Genomic DNA, 16,969 nt, shown 5'->3' with positions numbered 1-16,969 from the left:
TGTGCAAAATGAAATACTACAAGCGCAAATACCGTGCCAAAACGAGCTGTTTTTGCGGCGACTTGTGGGTAATCAGCAGCTCGTAACCTCGTCCACTACATCCCGCCGCTGATTCTTTACGATGGTCCGAGGCTCCTTCGTTGAACGGTATTGCGATGAAACGCCGACCGATCGCTAGGCGATGTGATCGTCCGGTTCGCCGTTTAATTCGGGATCGACCCGATCCTGCCAACCGAGTTGCACCAGGTCTTCCCGCGTCGCCCAGCGGCTCTGTGGTCCCCAAAGAGGATCGCTGCACTTGGGGCATCGCGCGTCGGATGCATCGGGATATTGATGCGGCGTCGTGACATCCGGTTCCAACCAGATCGATTCGCATTCGTCGCAGACCACTAAACCGTGAGGCTCGTCGGTTCCCAGGCCGCAGATTCGAATGCCCAGCAGTCCCGCACCGCATCGCGGACAATAATCGATCGAATAGTGGGGCGTCATCAATGCAGTCTCCAGGAAACGTCGCCGCAAAGCGTGCGGGGGGCGTTGGGATTTTGTGTGGTGAGTTAAATCGGCAGGCTTGCGCCGCGGTGGTTCGTCCGGCTTGGACGTTGGGAACAACAGGATCGATGGGGACAATATCCGGCCGCGTCGGCGGTGTCGCTACAACGGGTAAGCTGTGATCACGCGATCGCCATCCAACACGATCCGCACGCGGCGAGCCATCGGTTTCCGCATCCGATTGCCATCGCGGCCGCCGATGTATCCGACCCGCTTCCCCATGTCGACGGTGTAGATCGTGCGGCCGTCGTCCTGGGTCTTGGTTGTTCCATGACCTCCCTTGGTCCCTTTTTCATAAGCCTGATCCAGCACCAACAGCGTCTTTTCCATCCCGCCATCAAAGACACCGTGCTTCCCCGGCCGGCTCGGTTGATCGGCGGTGTGCCGCTCCAGGTGCTTTAACCGATGCCCTTCTTGGCTCCCCGGCGTGTAACGCAAACCGGCGGGGGACATGTAGGAATCCCGGCCGATCGATTTTAAGATCCCGTACTTTAGAGAGGGATCCGATTTTGCACTCGACGTTTTGTCAGGTGCCGATTTCGTCGGCGACAGTTTGGCATCGTCGCTCTTGCTGCTGCGATTGAACTGCGACAGCGGACCGCTGCCGGTTTTGGGAGTCGCCGAATCTTGCCGGTCCCGCTTCGACGCAGTGTTTGTCGCCGCCGAATCTTTATCTACCGGCCGGTCGCCGCTCGGTGACTGGACCACGATCTTCGGAGCTGCCGACTTGGAGTCTTCAGTCGATGGCTCGGTCGGTTTGTCGGGCCCGGCGACCATCGGCGCATCGGCTCCGACTTTGACCGGAAACTTCGGCAGGTCGATTCCAAGTTGCTTGCTGAGGATCGGCTGCAGCAACGCATACAGAACGATCAGGATGCCGATCGCTCCACCGCCAGCGGTCAGCTTTGTCGGCGACTTGCGGCTGGAAGAGGATTTGGATGTGGAGTCGTTCATCAAGCTCAATAGGGATAATTCGAAAAGCATGGGGGGAATCGGTCGCTTCATCCTATGCCAGCCACCACGCCCGGGAAAGTCTCGCAAAGCTGAAACCACCCAATGAAGCGATGCAAGCCGATTCCAATCCGCCCGATCCTTGCATTCGGACCTCCCCGAAAAACCAGCTTGGCAATCGCTTCCCGACCGTCCGTTAGTTCGACGGGTGGGCGCACATTCGCCGCCCCTTACAACACCCTACACCCTCCCCCAAACGAAGTTTGAAGGGGAGGGTCGAACGAGCGAAGCAAAGTTCGGGGAGGGGCGTCCGCTGCAAATTCGCAGTACTCGATCCAGCGCTCAAGCCCTCCCCGAAAAACTTGCTAAACGCTCGTTTTCCGACCCTCCCGGCTTCGCCCGGCGGGTGAATTTTGGTGCCACGTTCAACAGCCTTCACCCTCCCTCAAACGAAGTTTGAAGGGGAGGGTCGAACGAGCGAAGCGAGGTTCGGGGAGGGGCGTTCCAGGTAAATTTGTCGTCCTCGCCCCAGCGGCGAATCCCTCCCCGAAAAACTTGCTAAACGCTCGTTTTCCGACCGTCCCAGCTTCGCCGGGCGGGTGAATTTTGGTGCCAATCACAACAGCCTTCACCCTCCCCCAAACGAAGTTTGAAGGGGAGGGTCGAACGAGCGAAGCAAAGTTCGGGGAGTGGCGTCGCACAGCTAAATCCGTCCCGCTCGATCCAGCGTTCAAGCCCTCCCCGAAAAACTAGCTGAATGCTCGTTTCTCGACCCTCCCGGCTTCGCCAGGCGGGTGAAGTTTCGCCGCCGCGAACAACAGACTTCACCCGCCCCCAAACGAAGTTTGCAGGGGAGGGTCGAACGAGCGAAGCAAAGTTCGGGGAGGGGCGTCGCACAGCTAAATTCGTCGTGCTCGCACCAGCGCTCAAGCCCTCCCCGAAAAACTAGCTGAACGCTCGTTTTTCGACCCTCCCGGCTTCGCTAGGATTTGTTCGAGTGCCTTTTCAAGGCAAGACTCGCCCGCTTCAGCACCGCGCGATCGGCATGGCTCAACGAATCGGCACCGTGCTGCGTCATCCGGTCCAAGATCGCATCGAGCTGAGCGATGTCCGAAGCTTCCCGAATCTCGCGGTGGTGCGCTTGCCGAATCCGCCGAGCCCCTAACCATCCGATCGGCTGGTGCTTCGCATCGATCACTCGGATCCGCGGATCGACTTTTTGCCCCGACATCCACAGCACCAGCCCAACCGCTGCCAGCACGGGCCATCGCGGCACCCCCTGGCGATCTTCGAACATCGCCACTCCAAGCGACAAACCGACCATCGCAAACGCGATCCAGCCGATCACAACTGCCGCGGCATGAGCTCTCGCCGACGGCGTGTAGTGCGGCCGGAACGTCGCCACCAATCCGTCTAATAATGTCCGGCCGTCGCATCGCCACAGCGGCAACATCTGGACAACCGAGAGCGTTATCGCGATCCAGGCAACAACTTTTCCGATCGACACGAGGTTCAGACGGCCGACCAATTCGGGAGGTCGCAGCGGATCGAGCATCTGCCACAACGACGCCTCGCCACGAAACATCAAGATCCCCGCGACAAGCAGCGCCAGCAGACAGCTGCTTGCCGGGCCGGCTGCCGCGACGATCGCTTGCCTTGGCCCGCCAAAGATTCGGTACTGACCGGCACCGCCGTGCCCCGCGATCATCATCAACCGCGACTTGCCTCCCAACAGCCACGCCGTCACCGCGTGAGCACTCTCTTGCAATCCGCCGACAAATCCGATCGCCAACCAGACGACAAGAGCCAACCAGGGCAGATCCTGGTTCCCCGGCCAGACCTTCAGCCACCACGCGGCGACAAACAACACAGCTCCCAGCCCCAGATAGCTCCAACCGATCGCGTAGGTCGTCCCACGCCAACGCCCCAACCGCAAACCGCTGGGCGTGAAATCGAAAATTTGACTGGGACTTCGCATCGCAGAACCGACAGCGGTCGTGAAAAGGTTTTTACGTTTTTAACGTGTGAAGTTGTTAGAGATTCAATCGGCGGAAGGTCTCACCTTCTCGGGGCACTCAGGAAGTGCATGGCCGTCGCCACCAAAGAAGCGAGCGACGTGAAACAGCGATCGTTTGTGAAGCGAGTCTGCGTTGCGAAAAGAGGACGAGGTCAGCATAGCGACATTTGCGTCCCTGTTAATTTGAACGACCGCCTGCTTGCTCCGCCTCGCGTGGCGCAGGCGCACCTCGCAATAGTCCTTCAGTGCTCAGATCCTCGTCGAGGTCAGGCCAATGGATCCCAAAACCACCGCCACAAGGCCTCCAGTTCGCGCGATGCTCTGGGGAGGCATGAAGCAAACGCGGGTACCAGGCATAGGGCACCGTGATCGTGCGACCGTCCAATAGATCGACGCTGAACGCGTCATCGCCGAAATGGACATCTTTAACGCGTTCGCCAGGCTTAATTTCCGAACCGGCCATTCCAGGCCTCCAGGAGTTCTTGTTGATTGTCGCCAATGATCCGTTCAATTTCACGAAGCTCGTGTCCGCGGAATCCAAGATTGCGAGCCAGACTAACGGGTTGCAGCCAATACTTCGCAGAATCCTCATCTCGATCCACGTGCACATGCGACGGCTCATTCGGCTCGTGGCTGTAGAAGTAAAACCGGTAAGGCCCACTTCTCAGAACGGTCGGCATGGCGTCACCTCCATTGTACATTGGATCGCCCAACGTATTATGGACCGACGGCAAGGACTTCGACCCGCTGCGGATCGAGTCCCGTGTCGAGTGGTTTGAGTACCCCTTGGTCGACCATCGCTCGAATCAGCTCCGGCGTGATCGACGGATCGAAGCCGTAATTCCCCTCGCCGCGATACCTGTCGATCTCGCCCCAATGAACTAATACGTGGCGAATCCCCCGTTGTTCAAACTCCCCTCGCCACTGCTCGTCGGGCAGGCAGGCGATCTCCGAAAGATCCGAAACGTTGAAACAGGTGCTGTAGCGCAGCGGGACTTCATAATTAAAGATCGCCGCGTCGCCGACCAGCAGCAGCACCCCATCGGTCGACTGCAGATTGCGGTTCGCCCACAGGACGTGTTCGGGAACGCGAATCGAATCGGTCGGTTCGATCCCCTCGCGGCGAATCGCACTCGTGTCGACCAGCAGTCGCGGGTCTCCCATCGTCGGCGAGACAGCCATCAAGACCAGATTGCACAGTATCCCCACGGTCAGGCAAATGCTGGCCAACGGGCGACCCAATTGCTGGAACATCGTCCGGATTCCAAAACCGGCCAACAGCATCGCCAGCGGGATCGCCGGCAATAAGAACCTTTCCAGATGGTGAGTCAGCAACCACCAGACAGCAAACACAAAGATCGCGATCGCCACGGCAATCCGCACCGCCGGGGATCGCTTGATCCGCAGCAGACCGATCAGCGCCAGCGGGATCAGGATCGCTCCTTGCGATTTCCAGGACCAGGCGATACTGAACAGCGAATCGGCCAGCGCCGACAGCGAGCGTGTCGGAACCGCGTGAGCCGCTTGCCACTGAGCGATCTTGGCTTCGGAGAACTGGTAACCGCCCAGCAAACCAGCCGCCAACGGATAGACGGGGTTATGCGCAAGCACCATATTCTTCGCCAACCACGGACCGGCGGTGATGGCGCATCCTAAGACAAACATCCCCAGAACGCGAAAGTCGATCGGAACTGTCGATCGCTGGCGGAAGATCTGCCACGCGGCCAGCAAGCCGACGGGCAAGCAGACGAACAGTAGCGCCGGGTATTTGCAGGCCAGCGCGCTGCCAGCCAAAAAGCCGACCCAAAACATCGCCGCCGGCTGCGTTGCCAACTGGTGGCGTAGCGCGGCCAGAGCCAGCAACGCGGCTGCGAAGTAGCAGGCGACCGCCGGTTCGATCAGCCCCAAGACGGTGACTTCAGCAAACGCCAAACCGCTGCAGGCGACCGCCACCAGCCAGCATGCCGCTTGGCCGCCGACCCAGCGTCGGGCCAAGCAACCGATCGCGCCGATCGCCAGGATCCAGTACAGGAACATCGTCGATTTGCCCGCCAATCCGCCCCACCACCAAGCGTCTTCGATTCCCAAAGCCCCGGCCCAGGACATCGCCGAAAGCGTCTGCATCTCCGCCGCCATCGGCATGTTGGCGTAAATGTTTTGCTCGGAAAATCCGATCCGCCCCTCCTGAAACCACTGCTTCGGAGCCCCCTGGTGGTATTCCAAGACGTCGAATTCATTGCTCGGCAACAGACAGCGGATCGCGACCAACGCGATCCCGATCAGCGTTAACCCCACCGCCAACGGATGCTCTCCCGCGGGGCGGGCCAGCTGTTTGCAGGTGTCGCAAATTTGATCGCGACCGATCGACCGGTGGGCCCCCAATGCCAGCGCGATCGCAATCTGGATTCCCCCCAGCAGCGGCATCGCCGCGCGATGGCTGACCCAGCCTGCGAGTCCCAACATCAGTGTTGCAGTCGCTTGAAGCGACAGCCCGATCGCCAGGCCAAGGATCGCGACTTCGATCCCTCGCATTCGGCGAGCGATCCCGCTGACCCGCAGCAATTGCCCTCCCAGCAGCCAACTGGGCAAGGTCACAGCAGTCACAATCATCAAAACCCGCAATCGATCGACTGGGCCGCGCCAGCTGACCACGCCATCGGTCCAGGCGGCGAAGATCTCATCTGGCAGGAAAAACAAGCTGAACAGCAGATGCCAGCGGGGGTGAGAGCGATCGGTTTGACCGCCGTCATAGAGTATCTGTGTGACCCACACGCAAAGCCAAACTCCCAGAAGGGCGGGAATCGCAATCTGGTAGACCAGACGGAGCCAAGAAGGCTCGGCGGGCTCGACCGCTGGAGGGGGAAGTGGATGTGGGTCGCCCTGGGTTTTCGGTTTACGGCGACGGGAAGTCATTTTTGTTGCGTTTCTCGGAAACTTCGGCAGTACCAACTCAATAGGTTCAAACTACTATTGTAGGTAACCTGTCGCGATCTGGATCGATCGCGACGATACTCGACCTATCGGGCTGGCTCAGGCTACATTGTTCCTTGCCCGCTGACCATACTCTCCCTCCTTCCCTTAGCGAATCGATGGCCCAATCCAATCGCATCACCGGCATCCTGACCCCAAACATCGTCCCGCTGGACCCTCGCGGCAACGTCGATGAACAAACGTTGCGAGGCTACGTCGATTGGTTGATCGCTCATGGCGTCGATGGGTTGTATCCCAACGGAAGTACGGGGGAGTTCGTTCGCTTTACCGCAGCCGAACGCCGCGAGATCGCTCGAATCGTGATCGATCAGGCCGCCGGTCGCGTTCCCGTTTTGGTTGGTGCCGCCGAAGCGAACGTCCGCGAAACGATCGAGGCCTGCGACGCGTATGGCGAAATGGGTGCCCAAGCGGTTGCAATCGTCGCTCCTTATTATTTCAAGTTGAGCGACGAAGGCGTTTACAGTTATTTCCGTGAGATCGCCGACGCCGTTTCGGTCAACGTCACGCTCTACAACATTCCTCTGTTTGCGTCGGAGATCGATCTGGCAACGGTCCGCCGTCTGGCCGAAGAGTGCCCTCGCGTGGTCGGCATCAAAGACAGCTCGGGCGACCTGCCCCACATGATGCGGATGATCGCCGCGATTCGCCCGCAGCGACCGGAGTTCAGTTTCTTGACGGGCTGGGATGCTTCGTTGTCAGCGATGCTGTTGATGGGAGCCGATGGTGGCACCAACGCGACCAGCGGTGTCGTCCCCGAATTGACCGCCGCGGTCTACAAGGCTTGCAAAGCGGGCGACTTGAGCGAAGCGGTTCGCTTGCAAAACGAATTGACGCCGCTGTTCGATACGATGATCGGAACGGGCGAATTCCCCGAAGGCTTTCGCGCCGGCCTGCGAACTCGCGGCTGGGACATGGGCCGCAGTCGTCAACCGATGACCGCCGCACAATACGACAAGAGTGCGCAGACCGAAGCCAAAGTCCGAGGCATGATGACGTCATACACCAACGGCGCCGTAACCTCCGCCTCCGCGACTCCCGAAAGCATCGACGCCATCGTCCGCCGCGTCCTCAGCGAACTGAAAGCGTAGCCGAATCAGGCCGCCCTCTCTCGTTTAACCGCGTGGGCATCGCCCCGCGCGTCCGGGTACTCGAACCAGCATTCGCGCGCGGCCCGCTGTGCTCGCGGTTAAAAAATCTCGCGGCCCCTCTCTCGTTTAACCGCGTGGGCATCGCCCCGCGCGTCCGGGCATTCAAACCAACATTCGCACGCGGCACCCAATTCCCAAAGCCGCGGCTGCGGCGGTCGCATAAAGCCTGCGGCGCCAGCCGCAGGACAGCGTCCCACAAACAAGAACAAAGCCCCGGTCAGGGGCGACAGATTCGAATCCTGTCGCCCCTGACCGGGGCTTGCGTTTCAAGCGACGTCTACGGCACCTGCGGCTGGCGCCGCAGGCTTTACGCGACCGCCACTACCGCGGCTTCAAGACCGTTCAAACGCTGGGCGTGCATTCCACACAGGCCGATGGCCGACACAGGGCAGCTTCCCCAATTCCATTGTTATGAATACTCAGGCGACGCCGAGGATCCAGACCGCCAACACGGCGATGGTTCCCGCCAGGGCGGTGAGGACTCCGGCGGCGCGGCGTTTTTTGAGATAGAAGAGCAGCCCAAACCCGGACAGCGACATGATCGCCATCAGGATTGCCGACCCGTCGATCAACAGGCTCCAAGCCGGGCCACTGTCGCGCCCCTTGTGGAGATCGTTCATGATCGCCACGGCGTTGCTGGAGGTGACGGTCAGCGAGTAGTTGCCGGTTTCGCGATCGATAAAAACATCCGCCGCATAGCCGGGAGATTTGAAGACGAGCATACATTCGTAGTCGTCGGTCTCAAATTCTTTGACCCGTCCTTTCAGACGATGTTCGGCCCGCAGCGTCTCGGCGATCTCCAGCTCATCGACCTCGCCGGCCAACAATTGCGTCGGCAACTGCCCCGATTGATCGATTACGTTTTGAACGCTGCCGCCGAGCCAAGTCGGATGATTTAGCGTGATCCCGGTCAGTGCAAAAAACATCAGCGACGCAAAACTCAACATCGAAAGATAGATGTGCAGCCAGCGGAAGGCGGCGGCCGATTTGCGATACAGCCAACGGCTTGGCTTTGGATCAGGAGGCATATGTGGAGCGGCGGGGTTTGGACCTGCGTCGCTCGTTGGGAGGCCCTCAAGCGACGCGTGTTGAAGTTCTTGAGTCGCAAGTTATTGAACAGCGGGAACGATCTGATAAGCCGCCTGAGGGATCTCGATGTTTCCCTTCAATTGCGTCTTTTCGACAGTGTCGGTTCCCCAGTCGATGCGTTGGCGGATGATCTTGTATGTCCCGTTCTCTCGGGCCGCTTCCAGGCACAAAGTGTAGCGTCCTGTTGGCAGAGGCTCTCCCGAGTTGTCGGTCCCATCGAAATGAGCTTCGTATTCTCCCGGCCCACGCGTCGCGCCGGAGATCGCTTCGATCAGGTCGGTCTTTTCGATGATCTTTCGCATCCGGTCGTTGCGATACCAACGCGTCAGGTCGCGATGCCAACGCGGCCCCGGTTGTTCGGTCTGCAACCACAGGACCGCGGTTTTGACGGGGAAACCATCGGAGTCTTCCAGCCAGACAGCCAAATAGGGACGTCGATAGCTGCTGCCCGAAGGACGTTCGAGCTTGAACCAAACATGGATCCCAGCCTGCTTGGCGTCGGCGGCAGCGATCAATCGCGAAGCGGGTGAAGGATCGGCCGTGGGCCAGTTTGCCGAACGGTGGACCTTCCCTTCCCCATCGACGATCAAACATTCGCAGCCCGGTTTCCCGTCGATCCACTGGAGCGCTTCATGCGTGGGGAAGACCGAGATCGTGGTGGCCAAAGCATCCGCAGTGATCGCGTCGGCAGCGATCACGCTGGCGCTGATCGCATGTCCGACGGGCAGCGCGGATCGAGGATCAAACAGATGTGGGACCTTGCGTTCGCTGATTTGCAGCGATCGCCGATAGGTACCGCTGGTCGCCACCGCGACCTCGCCGTGGGCGGTGAACTCAACAAGTGGCTTTGCGTTTTCGCTAGGCCGCCGCGGATCGGTGATCACGATTTTTGTCGCTCCGGCGCCGATCGTGCGCAGGTCGCCGCCGACGTTGATCGAAAATCGATCCCCCGGCGACAGGTGCTTTGAAACGACTTCGCAAACGCGATCGAGGATATAGCCCTTTGCCAGCGAATCTAGATTGATCCGGTGGTCGGTCAGGCGGCGGACACGTTCGTTGCTGAACGAAACAGCTGGCTCGGCAAGCGACTGAACCATCTGATTCCTTAACGCATCCGATGGACTACGAACAGCGTTCGCTTCGCTTTTCCAGAGTTCAGCGATCGCGGCGGCGCGGATATCAAACGCGCCGTGGCTCTCCCGCCGGATGCGTTCGGCCCGTTGCAGCACCGCGATCAACTCGACCGATAGAGCCGCATCGACGCCAACGGGCTGCTTCAGCCATCGGCTCAGTTCGCTATCGTCGCGATAGCTGCTGAAGATCGCGTCCAAGCGGCCGATCTCGGTCAATGATTCGGATTCGATCGTACGCGCCAACTGTGGCGACGCGACGTGGACGTCGAGGGTGAGCAAAGTCCCCAAAACGTTTTCGTGCTGGAAGCGATGTTCGTCCGCCGAGAGGGAGGCGGAAAGGAAGATCGCCGCGATGAGGGTCAGTGGGATGCGAAACATGAGTCGGTGCAATTGCTTGGGAGGAAAGTGGGGCAAAGACTTTCGCCGACCGACGGAGAGACTGTCGGCGTGGAAACGATAACGTTGCCGCACCGATCGCCAGCGCGTCGGCTGGCGATGTCGTGGTGCGAGGCAACGATCGGTAACTGCTTCTAGGACGCGGAACGTCGCAGCTTATCGGCGTCGCGTTGGGCTTGGTCCGCTTTTCGCTGAGCCGCGTCGGCGTCGCGTTGCAACGCGTCGGCTTTGGCTTGGGCCGCTTCGCCAGAACCAGTGGCCGCTTTCGACTTCTTTCCCTTCGCCCGTTTAGGCTCCTTGTCGTTCTTCTTCTCCGTCTTCGGAGCCGACTCCGCCGCAGCCTCTTTTTCAGCCGCTGCGTCGGCTTCCATCTTCGCTTTCGCTTCGGTGAAGCTGATCAATTGATCGCCGTCGGTATCCGCTGCGGCAGCAAAGTCAGCCATCCGTTTGCCAAGCTCTTCGCGGCTCAGCTTGCCGTCTTTGTCGACATCTTTTCGCATCAGCATCTTGGCATTTTTCGATGCCTCGTTGCCGCCGCGACGACCGCCAAACCCCATCGCCGCAAATTTTTCAGGGACCGCGGCGGGGTTGGGGTCGTAGAGATGGAACTGAGCCAATTCGTCGTTGTTGCGGTCGATCCCGAAGAACAACAATCGGCCGCTCATGTTGAACAGGTTCATCGATGCATCGACACCCTCCAACGATTCGGCCAGCGTGCTCCAGGAGTCGGTTTCGCTGTCGTAAACCTCCAGCTTCGAGCATGGAGCGAAGTGACCTTCGTCGTTGCTAAAGCCACCAAACAGATAGATCTTCTTTCCGTCGACGCAGACGCTCGGGAAGACGCGCGAGGTCGAAGGGGATGGGGCGGTTCGCCACGTTCGCTGCTGCATATCGAAGACGTCGACGGTCGATTCGATCCCCGTTCCATCGCCCAGGCCACCGATCAGGAAATATTCGTTGCCGATCTTGGCACCGCCAAACGAACGGCGAGGGTGTGGCAACTCAACCTCCGGCAATGCCGCGATCGCCGACTGGTCGCCCCACCAATGCAACACGCTTCGGGCAAGCCCTTGGTCGCCACCGGCATCGCTGCCGCCAAACAACCAGAGGGCGTCGTCGTGAGCGACCGCATCGGCCATCGCTCGCGGCACGGGCAGTTTGGTTTCGGCAACCGACCACTTTTTCGCCTCGGGATCAAACTGCAGAACCGAGTCGATCGAATGGAATTCCTTTTCGCCAAAGTTCATCCCGCCAGCGACGACGATCGTCTTGTGTTCGCTGGTCTGGCGGTTGACCACGCCGGCACCGCTTTGCACGGCGAAGGGCATCTCGGGCAATGCCGTCACCGATTGGTTGGCGATGTCAAACGCAAAGGCTTCGGCGACAAAGGCCTCTCGACTGAAATCGTGCGGCTTGCGACTGGCGTTGCCTCCCATCGCGTAGAGAGTCGTTCCGTCGAGCACCAATGCTTGGCTGTGTTTTGCCTTGCCCGCATAAGGAACAGTCCAGGAGACCAATTTCTCGCCTGGTTGCTTGTTGGGATCGACTCGCAGCGATTCGACGACGGACAGTCGCCCGGCGCCGGACGCTCCCGTTCCGCCTAACGCGATCAAGCGATCTTCGCCCACGGGCAACAAACGCAGGAACATCCGAGGATACAGCAATCGATCGGCGTTCTCCCACGCTTGTCCGTCGCTCTTCAAGCGGTAGACCACGCCCGAAGCGCCGGTGGAGTAGAGGTGCCCGCCGACGGCAAAGGTGCTCGTGGCAAATCCTGTCATCGGGCTGTCGCCAACCATTTCAGGGCCCTCCGACCACGTGCTTGTCGACGGATCGTAGACCGACGTTTTGCGAAGGAACCCGCCGGGGCTGATGCCTCCCAAGACGTACAGCTTGCCGTCGTGCTCGGCGACCGATGCGGCACGCAGCTTGTAACCGGGGCCATCGATCGTTTTCCAACCCGCGTCGGGTTGATCGAGATCGAAGACGCTGACCGTTTCATTCCAAGGGGCATCGCGCGAACCGTCTTTTCCTTGCAGATTCCATCCGCCAACGGCATAGACCTTGCGATCGACGACCGCCGCATCCAGCGAGGAACGCGGTTCGGGCAGCTTTGCCAGATCGGTCCACTTATCCGCTTCGATGTCATAGCGAGCGAAGTGGTCGGTCGAGTTGAAGATCGCTTCGGATTCCGTTTCCCCTGTCAAAAAGGAGAGACCGCCTACACGGTAGATGTATTTTCCGTCGGTCACCAAAGCGGTGCTTTGAGCCGATTGGTGCATCGCAAGTTCTTCCCACTGCGCCGCAGGATCATCGAATTTGATCCGGCGAAAATGTTCGACCAACAGATCTTTTCCGAAGCCGTGCGCGTCGCCGCTGTGACCGCTGAAGACGTACAGATACTCTCCCACCACGGCGGCACCAAAACTGGTGAGCGATTCGGGGAGCGGGCGGTGCAGTTTTGAGCTCGACAGAAGCTTCGTTTTTTGCGGTGGAGCGTTTTGCGAAAGCTTGTGGTTGGTGAATTGCAGCTGGCGAGTTTGACGACCGCCGTCGGCCGATGTTTCGATCGTCAGGCAGCCCTCGGGCAACAGGAAGTCGCCGACCGAGGTCCAGGTGAATCGATTGACGACGTTTTTCGTGATGTCTCCCGTCTTGGGATCGCGGTAAGTCACCGATGACGTCTCGGGCAAGACCTTGCCCTCGCCCGCGTCGAAGAACTCGACATTGGTGATCTCAAACCAACGCGAATCGTTTTTGCGGTGCACCTCGCGGATCAAACCGTCCTGGATACGGAACGTGCCGCTGCCATCGAGCCGGGCGACGAAGAGTCCAAAATCTGCCGAAGCTCCGCTTTCGGCAAGTTTCACTTCGGTCGCCGCGCTACCAGGGCGGCGATGCCCGATCACCGAACGCAGCTTGGAATTCACCCAGGGTTGGATCGCGTCGTCGGAGATCGACAGTTCGTAATCGAAGTCGTCGGTGACGAGGATCGATCCGGAGTGCGCGACGCCATCGGTTTGCACGCGGACGTCGGCGGTGAAGCCGGGAAAGTCGATCCAGGCCAACCGCGCGTCGTGAGCGGCTTGCATGGCATCGCGAGCGGTTTTGTCGGTTGCGGTCACTGCCGGTTTGGCGGTCGCCGTTTGGCTCTCTTCGGCGCGTCCGACAGACGCTGCAACAAGGGTTGTCGCAGCGATCAGGTGCAGAAAGTAGATTCGGTTCATCATGTTGGACTTGATAATGGTTTGGTTAGGACAAATTCCCGGACGAAACGGCATCGGGCAGCGGGCGAGAGGGGAACGATTGATTCTCCTCGCGAGCGCCTACGCTCCTGGAATCCCTGGGATATCCAGCTTGCGTTCGGGCACAACAACTTCTTTCATAAAGCGGTGCCAGTTCCGATCATTCTGTAGCTTGGCGTCTTTGTCTCGCAGTCGATCGAAGGTCGCTTCGTCGTATTTGACCTCGATCGGCAACTGCTTCCACTCCTCAACCGATAACGGAAGAGGTGGTCCCGCAGGTGCGGCGGGAGGCTGTTCCTCGCCGCACCCAGGCAAGACTGCGAGAACGACACAGGTGGCCAGCACCTTCAGCCAGTTGGTCTTCATGGGGATCATTCTTTGCTGATTGACGGATTCGGAAAGAGATTCACTACGGAAGCGTGGCGACTTCACCGCCAGCTCGCGTGGAAATAGCTTGGTAGACATCGTTGTCCACCGATTCCGAAAGAAACCGCACCGATCCATCGACTAGCGAGAATTGTCCGCCGCCGGGATGCTGGCTGCGGAAGGCACCGTAAACCGTCGACGTCCAGTCGTGTCGGTTGAACGGATGGTACGTTGTGCCCCATGAGTAGCCAGCGTAACCGTAGGCCCAAACGCCTCCATACGACGTCGATGGCACGCCTTTGGGCATGAAGTCGGTTTCACCCATCAAAAAGGTGTTCGACGTTCCATCGAGCATGTCGCGGAACTTTGTAGGATTGCGGTGGCTTGGCGTAGGCGTTGATCCCGACGCAAGATATGTCATCACGGGAACGATCGCTCCGTCGTAGGTTGGTTCGGGAAGAGCGTAGTAAGCGGCATAGTGCAACATGCTGGCATCCGCCGTACCCGCGCAATACAAGTAGCTCATCGGAGCACGCTCGCCGGTCAGCGGTGCGCTGGGCATGACCATCGAAGGGCACATATACGTTGGGATGATCTCTTTCTTCAGCATGTCGTTGGTCCATCCATCCCCATCGGTATCGACTGTGCTGTTGCGAGGTTCTTCGGGATCCCAGCGGCTTGCGATCGCGTCGCTCTCCAAAAACGGCAGAATTTGGATGTGCCCGGTCGCCCAGGTGCTGCCATCGTCTCCCTCCAATCGATCACGCGTCGCATAGGGGAGTTCGAGGAAGGTGTCGTGAAAATTGTGAGTTGCCAGGGTGACCTGTTTCAGCTGGTTGCTGCACGACATCCGCCGGGCCGCTTCGCGAGCCGACTGGACTGCGGGCAGCAGAAGCCCGACCAGGATGCCGATGATGGCGATCACAACTAACAACTCAACAAGCGTAAAGCCAGCGCGGCTACGGAGGTCCTTTGAGGACATGTTTGGTTCTCCACGTTCAGAGAGATTGACGGAACTCGCATCTGGAAAACATTTCCAGCGGAGTCGTCGAACGTGGCGGGCTGCCGAAAGAAAGGTGGCTGGCTTCGTTGACGAATTTTTCAGGCCGGCGATATTGAAACTCAGTCTCAATACTTGCCGGATCTATGATGCGTTCGACACGAAAGACTGTCAACCAGTAACCAAAATTTTTCTGAAGCCCCGTTTTTTGCAAGCCAAACCAAGCCTCTGCCCTGCAACCCTCACTGCCCTTCCCGTCGGTCCCCGCATCTGGGGCGGTCGCCGATGACGGGGACACCGTTTACCGATGGCTCCCCGGAGACGTGGAGCTTTCAGCCTGTCGCCGCGATTTTGCCGCGCCAAGAGAGCTCGGTTGGATCGCCTCGAGCGGCTGATAAGGGCTGCTGGGGAGAGGCGTTAGGATGCCGATCGTGCGTACGATCACCTGCGGCGAGCGGTTGGCGGTGAGCGGCGGTTTGGATTCCTGCGAAGGGATGGAACGGATGGGCGGCGCCGGCTCTGCTTGGATGGTTGGCGCGGGAGCGCAGTTGCCGATCGCTTGATCCGCCGAGCCCCAACCGCCGCCGAGCGTTCGGTAGATCGCGACGATCCCAAGTGCCGCTTCGCCACGAGCCAGGGCCAGCAGATCTTGCTGGCGAACGAGGTCTTTACGCAATTCGTTGACACGATCGAATTCAACCGTCCCCTCTTCGTATTGCAGCGTGGCGATTTCGATCGATTCAGCGGTCGCCGCAACCGCTCGCTCGCGACTCGCGATCTGCTCGCGTGCTTTGACGAATCGGATCATCGCATCCTCGACCTCGCTTCCCGCTCGCAAAACGGTTTGGCGGTATTCGACGATCGTCCGCTCCAACCGCGTCTCCTGGATCTGGACGTTGTTCATCAGCCGTCCATAGTTCAACAGGTTCCAACGAACGCCGGGGATGATCGCTCCGGCGTTCGATGCCGATTCGAACAGGTCGGGAAAATTGAATGATTGCCAATTGATGGTCCCACGCAGCGAAAACGTGGGAAACAGATCGGCTGCGGCGACGCCGATCTGCGCACTTTGCGCCGCGATCGCCCGCTCGGCGCTGCGAATGTCGGGACGCCGACGCAGCAGATCGACTGGCATTCCGACCATGATCGCATCGGGAGTCGTCGGGACGCCGGCCCACCCCATCTGCGCGATCAGATCGCGTGGGGAAAGACCCAGCAGAACACACAGTTGGTTGTTCGCAACGCGTAGACTCCGTTCCAGTTCGGGGATCGCGGCCCGTGTCGCTTCAAGATTGGCCCGCGCCTGCGTGACATCCAGCTTGGAGACCGAACCGTTCTTGAATCGCGATTCGGCCAGCTCCAATGTTTTCTGCTGAGCTTCGATATTGGCATGAGCGAAAACGAGGCGATCTTGGTTGGTGCGGATCTCGATGTAAGCCGCAATCGCGTCGGAGACCAACGACAACTTCACGTCGCGGCGGTCTTCGATCGTCCCCTGCACCTTGGCTCCTTCGGATTCGATCTGACGCCGCAAACGCCCCCAAACATCCAGTTCCCAGTTGGCGTTGAAGCCAAATTGATAGAGGTCGAACGTATTGCCGAGATCGGCGATTCCGATCTGGTTCCCGTTGTCACTGTTTTGAATCCGCTGGAACTCCGCGAAAAACTCCTGCGATTGCGGCAGAAGATTGCCCACCGCAATCGCCCGCTGCAATCGGGCCTCTTGGATTCGCAGCATCGCGATCCGCAATGGCAGATAGTTGCTGTTGGCGGCCGAAACGATCTGCTCGATCTCCGGATCGCGGAACATCCTCCACCAGTTCTCATCGTCGACACCATTTTGCGAACTGATCAGCTTGGGATTGTTGAAATCGATCCAATGCTCGGCGACCGCGGCAGTGGGAGCGACATGATCGGGGCCGACCATGTGCCCGTTGGTTTTCCATTGAGCCAGGTAGCCGCAGCCTCCCAGCGAGAGCAGCCAAGCGATCGACCAAGCCGCCAGACCGACCGCGCGGATCCGCCCGCCCAACGGGCAGGCAGCGGCAGCGATCGGGCGTTTCGGTTCGTTCGACAGCATGGGG

Annotated in this window: 13 protein-coding genes; 1 reads left to right on the top strand and 12 read right to left on the bottom strand. The window is 59.6% G+C overall.

Annotated features, from left to right (window positions below; genetic code table 11):
• Window positions 1-174: 174 nt before the first annotated feature.
• The 6 genes from CA51_RS24055 to CA51_RS24030 all read right to left on the bottom strand — a co-directional run bounded on the left by CA51_RS24055 (window position 175) and on the right by CA51_RS24030 (window position 6,289).
• Window positions 175-489 carry a hypothetical protein gene (locus CA51_RS24055; RefSeq protein ID WP_145123670.1) on the bottom strand — a complete coding sequence of 105 codons (315 nt, stop codon included), beginning with the start codon at window positions 487-489 and terminating at the stop codon, window positions 175-177.
• A gap of 162 nt (window positions 490-651) precedes the next feature.
• Window positions 652-1,503 carry a hypothetical protein gene (locus tag CA51_RS24050; RefSeq protein WP_231745873.1) on the bottom strand — a complete coding sequence of 284 codons (852 nt, stop codon included), beginning with the start codon at window positions 1,501-1,503 and terminating at the stop codon, window positions 652-654.
• 979 nt (window positions 1,504-2,482) lie between these two features.
• Window positions 2,483-3,478 (bottom strand): hypothetical protein, encoded by a 996-nt coding sequence (locus CA51_RS24045; RefSeq protein WP_145123669.1) that lies wholly within the window; start codon window positions 3,476-3,478, stop codon window positions 2,483-2,485.
• A 217-nt stretch (window positions 3,479-3,695) separates the two neighbouring features.
• On the bottom strand, window positions 3,696-3,980 hold the full coding sequence (locus CA51_RS24040) for a DUF2442 domain-containing protein (protein WP_145123668.1): 285 nt from the start codon (window positions 3,978-3,980) through the stop codon (window positions 3,696-3,698).
• Window positions 3,961-4,197 carry a DUF4160 domain-containing protein gene (locus tag CA51_RS24035; RefSeq protein ID WP_145123667.1) on the bottom strand — a complete coding sequence of 79 codons (237 nt, stop codon included), beginning with the start codon at window positions 4,195-4,197 and terminating at the stop codon, window positions 3,961-3,963. Before CA51_RS24035 ends, CA51_RS24040 begins: the two co-directional genes overlap by 20 nt.
• 37 nt (window positions 4,198-4,234) lie before the next feature.
• Window positions 4,235-6,289: a hypothetical protein gene (locus CA51_RS24030; protein ID WP_197451435.1), complete on the bottom strand. Its 2,055-nt coding sequence runs from the start codon at window positions 6,287-6,289 to the stop codon at window positions 4,235-4,237.
• A gap of 317 nt (window positions 6,290-6,606) precedes the next feature.
• On the opposite strand from CA51_RS24030, the gene CA51_RS24025 reads away from it, so the two are divergent.
• Entirely contained in the window at window positions 6,607-7,596 is a 990-nt protein-coding gene (locus CA51_RS24025) for a dihydrodipicolinate synthase family protein (protein ID WP_145123665.1), read from the top strand.
• A 479-nt stretch (window positions 7,597-8,075) separates the two neighbouring features.
• Here CA51_RS24025 and CA51_RS24020 read toward each other — a convergent pair whose 3' ends face one another.
• The 6 genes from CA51_RS24020 to CA51_RS23995 form a co-directional block, all read right to left on the bottom strand.
• Window positions 8,076-8,684, bottom strand: a complete 609-nt coding sequence (locus CA51_RS24020) for a PepSY-associated TM helix domain-containing protein (RefSeq protein WP_145123664.1) — start codon at window positions 8,682-8,684, stop codon at window positions 8,076-8,078.
• An 81-nt stretch (window positions 8,685-8,765) separates the two neighbouring features.
• Entirely contained in the window at window positions 8,766-10,256 is a 1,491-nt protein-coding gene (locus tag CA51_RS24015; RefSeq protein ID WP_145123663.1) for a DUF2271 domain-containing protein, read from the bottom strand.
• A 152-nt stretch (window positions 10,257-10,408) separates the two neighbouring features.
• Window positions 10,409-13,501, bottom strand: a complete 3,093-nt coding sequence (locus tag CA51_RS24010; RefSeq protein ID WP_231745872.1) for a DUF3386 family protein — start codon at window positions 13,499-13,501, stop codon at window positions 10,409-10,411.
• A 99-nt stretch (window positions 13,502-13,600) separates the two neighbouring features.
• Complete coding sequence (locus CA51_RS24005) at window positions 13,601-13,885, bottom strand: hypothetical protein (RefSeq protein WP_145123661.1); 285 nt, start codon at window positions 13,883-13,885, stop codon at window positions 13,601-13,603.
• A gap of 43 nt (window positions 13,886-13,928) precedes the next feature.
• Window positions 13,929-14,867 carry a DUF1559 domain-containing protein gene (locus CA51_RS24000; RefSeq protein ID WP_145123660.1) on the bottom strand — a complete coding sequence of 313 codons (939 nt, stop codon included), beginning with the start codon at window positions 14,865-14,867 and terminating at the stop codon, window positions 13,929-13,931.
• A gap of 319 nt (window positions 14,868-15,186) precedes the next feature.
• Window positions 15,187-16,965, bottom strand: a complete 1,779-nt coding sequence (locus tag CA51_RS23995; protein ID WP_197451433.1) for an efflux transporter outer membrane subunit — start codon at window positions 16,963-16,965, stop codon at window positions 15,187-15,189.
• Window positions 16,966-16,969 lie beyond the last annotated feature (4 nt).

Source organism: Rosistilla oblonga, assembly GCF_007751715.1.
Lineage (GTDB): Bacteria > Planctomycetota > Planctomycetia > Pirellulales > Pirellulaceae > Rosistilla > Rosistilla oblonga.
The sequence above is the reverse complement of the archived record's forward strand: the minus strand, read 5'-3'. Positions and strand labels throughout refer to the sequence as shown.